The following is a 2806-nucleotide window of genomic DNA, read 5'->3' as shown; positions in this document are numbered from 1 at the left end:
GGTTGGGGCAGACATGGGGCATGGTGTTTAGCATGCCAAAGGGCTGCTGTCGAATGCCGGAATTGCTCGTGGAATTCAAAAAAGCCCTCGCTGACGGCACTTAGGGATGATTGCAATCCGTCTGCATCATCACTCAACACTCAGCTCATTTGGCTGGCAGGTACTTCTTTTGAAATTCAACGCTGGCGTCTTTGCCTGCGGCAATCCAGGCGATTTCATCGTTCCTGATCGACTCGGCACTTTTAAGGCCCTTGGCCAGGCCTGTATCGAGCAGCTTCATGTACCGTTCGAGATTGAAGTCGGGTGTGATGATTCCGGCAGCTTCGGCACAGACTCGCAAGCGTGTTTTCTCCATATCGTTGTCTGCTTTGCGGGAGGAGTGCAGGTAGCACAGGCATGCCAGTTGGGCGGCATTTGTTCTCACCTGTCCGGCAATAAGAAGGTCCCCAAGCGCTTCCAAGAGCAAAGGATTGTCGAAATCTGCGAATCTCATCATACCGCTGACTCCGAAAATGGCATCGTCCAGCTGGTGAAGGGTGATCTCCGTTTTCTCGGTCTGACCAGAGGCTGCATGCTCTTTACGGGCCACAAACTCCGCAAATCCGTATGGAATGCCTTGTGCACGCGGACCCAAATCTTCGAGTGCTAGTTTGCGTACGCCAGTCTTTTGGCGTTCCTGGAGCCATTCAACAAGCCAGCGCTGATATTTTTCCCGCCCGAAATGTGCATTTGGATTGATGGCCAAAGCTTCGCCAATCCACTTCAGAGCCTCATCCAAGTCACCTGTGTAAATGTAAAAGGTGCCTAGATTGGAGCGAGTTTCATACAGCCCGGGGAACAGCAGTTCCTTGGCTTGCATGATTTGAATAGCTGCTTTGTGATCGCCGAGTTTATGCAGCGATACGGCAAGGTCATCGTAGGTTCGCACCTGGGCCGCATTATGCCCAATGAGTTGTTTGCATTTGTCTCTACGCCACTCATGAAACTCGCTGGAATGCCTGGGGAAAGTTCCGGTGATCAATGCTTCGATCTCAGGCAGCCTCTCTTTTTCTGCGGCAAGCGTGTCTGTATCCCAAATGCAGGCCATCAATGTGGCCGTGGACAGGACCAAGGTTCCGACCAGGATGATATGGGCTTGCTTCATCCGCCAGTTTTATGCTGGCGAGGGAGCCCGAGTCAATGCCATTCAGGACATGGCCTCATCCCCCAGCCTCTTATCCGGCACCAAATACCCCTGCACGTAATCTCTCACTGCTTCGAATTGTTGCAAAATGGCACTGGACCAGGTCCTGCACCGACAAACAAAGCGCGGCACACAACCCTCCGGGCTGATGTGTCGCGCTTGCTTTTCCGTTACTTCAACGGAGGGGTGCCTCTAGTTTTTGAAATGGCTGGTGATGAACTCCACCAGCTTCTCGTCGCTCATCGGGGTGGAGGTGCTTTGGGAGGCGGCGGTCTTTTTGAACTGGGGAGTATCGCCAAGGTAGCGTACGAATTGCTCCTGGATTGTGCCGCTGCCGGTGATGTGAACTTCATCCGCGTTCACCAGATGGTGGGCGATCTCTTTGAAATATTTATTAGCCAAGGTGATTTCGAGATGGTTCGCGGCATTCTCGTTTGAATTGGATCCCGCACCTGGATTCTTGGCATGACCGAGGACGGTGAAAATGGCGGCGTCTGGGTCATAGCCGATGATGGTCGCGTGGTGAGTGTCCATCCAGATTCCGAAACGCTTTTTGATTTTGTCTGACATAGGATGTTACTGACGGGCGAAGTGGGGTAAATGACAATGGGGCGTACACCCCAGATGACTGCCCCACGAATGCCAGCCCTTCCAAGGTCGAACAAAACGGATGCGGGCAGCGGCTTGCTTGGCATCTGTCGGGTCATCGCCCCTTACCGCTAGCCGTCGCCTGATTCGTTGCGTTACACGGCTTCAACCCATGAACGAGTTTCTAGAGCCCACACCTGTCATCGACAGTGCGTCTGCTGCCATCATTGCCGCCGCAGCCGAGATTGCTGGGGATGCGGTCAGCGATGAGGAGATTGCCCGGCGGTGCTTTCTCTGGGTGCGCGATTGTGTGAGGCACAGTTCTGACCACGCAATTCCCGTGGTCACCTGCACCGCGTCCGATGTGTTGCGACATCGTGCAGGCTTTTGCTACGCCAAAAGTCATCTGCTGACTGCGTTACTTCGTGCCCGTGGGATTCCTGCGGCACTTTGTTACCAGCGGCTCTCCCGCGACAGCAGCGGTTCAGCCTTCTGCCTTCACGGCTTGGTTGCGGTGCAACTTCTGCGGCACGGTTGGTATCGCATCGACCCGCGCGGCAACAAGGGTGAAATCACGACAGATTTTTGCCCACCGACGGAGCGGCTCGCCTACACGCCTAGGCTGCCAGGGGAGATGGATATTGCCAGACGGTTTGCGGACGCTCTGCCGTGTGTCGTTGCGACACTCCAGAAATGGCCCACGGCAGAAGAGGTATCCAGGAATCTTCCAGACTATGCGTCAGACGCCTAACCATGCACTGAACACTTCACACGCCATGCCAGACACGCCCGAACACTTTTAAGACAAGGTTGCACTGGTTCAGCCACCCACGAACTCATCACCCAGCCGTTTATCCGGCACGAGGTAGCCTTGCACGTAATCCCTGACGGCTTCCGCCAGCGGCGTAATCTCGGTGCTGAAACCTGAGCCGCGTAGTTTGGTGATGTCGGCGCAGGTGTAGTATTGGTACTTCGACTGCAGGTGCTCGGGCATGTCGATGAACTCGATGTTGGGCTCTTTGCCGAGGGCGGTGA

At 54.9% G+C, this 2806-nt stretch carries 3 protein-coding genes and 1 pseudogene; 1 reads left to right on the top strand and 3 read right to left on the bottom strand.

Translation table 11 applies throughout. From position 1 onward, the window contains the following. Nucleotides 1-145 precede the first annotated feature (145 nt). Both PSV43_RS17185 and PSV43_RS17180 read right to left on the bottom strand, forming a co-directional pair. Nucleotides 146-1144, bottom strand: a complete 999-nt coding sequence (locus PSV43_RS17185) for a tetratricopeptide repeat protein (protein WP_300200073.1) — start codon at nucleotides 1142-1144, stop codon at nucleotides 146-148. Between the two features lie 231 nt (nucleotides 1145-1375). Beyond that, nucleotides 1376-1753, bottom strand: coding sequence for a hypothetical protein (locus PSV43_RS17180; protein WP_300200071.1), 378 nt, complete (start codon nucleotides 1751-1753; stop codon nucleotides 1376-1378). A gap of 190 nt (nucleotides 1754-1943) precedes the next feature. Between PSV43_RS17180 and PSV43_RS17175 the strand changes: the two genes are divergently transcribed. Next, nucleotides 1944-2522, top strand: a complete 579-nt coding sequence (locus PSV43_RS17175) for a transglutaminase-like domain-containing protein (protein ID WP_300200068.1) — start codon at nucleotides 1944-1946, stop codon at nucleotides 2520-2522. Nucleotides 2523-2591: 69 nt separating this feature from the next. Here PSV43_RS17175 and PSV43_RS17170 read toward each other — a convergent pair. Continuing rightward, nucleotides 2592-2806, bottom strand: a pseudogene (locus PSV43_RS17170) (ADP-L-glycero-D-mannoheptose-6-epimerase); the annotation flags it as partial.

It is taken from the genome of Prosthecobacter sp., assembly GCF_029946185.1.
Lineage (GTDB): Bacteria > Verrucomicrobiota > Verrucomicrobiia > Verrucomicrobiales > Verrucomicrobiaceae > Prosthecobacter.
This window is presented reverse-complemented; position numbering and strand designations above follow the sequence as displayed.

Bases quoted from the DNA above. Each gene is read 5' to 3' on its own strand.
- PSV43_RS17185 (WP_300200073.1), bottom strand. From the start codon at position 1,144: ATGAAGCAAGCCCATATCATCCTGGTCGGAACCTTGGTCCTGTCCACG.
- PSV43_RS17180 (WP_300200071.1), bottom strand. From the start codon at position 1,753: ATGTCAGACAAAATCAAAAAGCGTTTCGGAATCTGGATGGACACTCAC.
- PSV43_RS17175 (WP_300200068.1), top strand. From the start codon at position 1,944: ATGAACGAGTTTCTAGAGCCCACACCTGTCATCGACAGTGCGTCTGCT.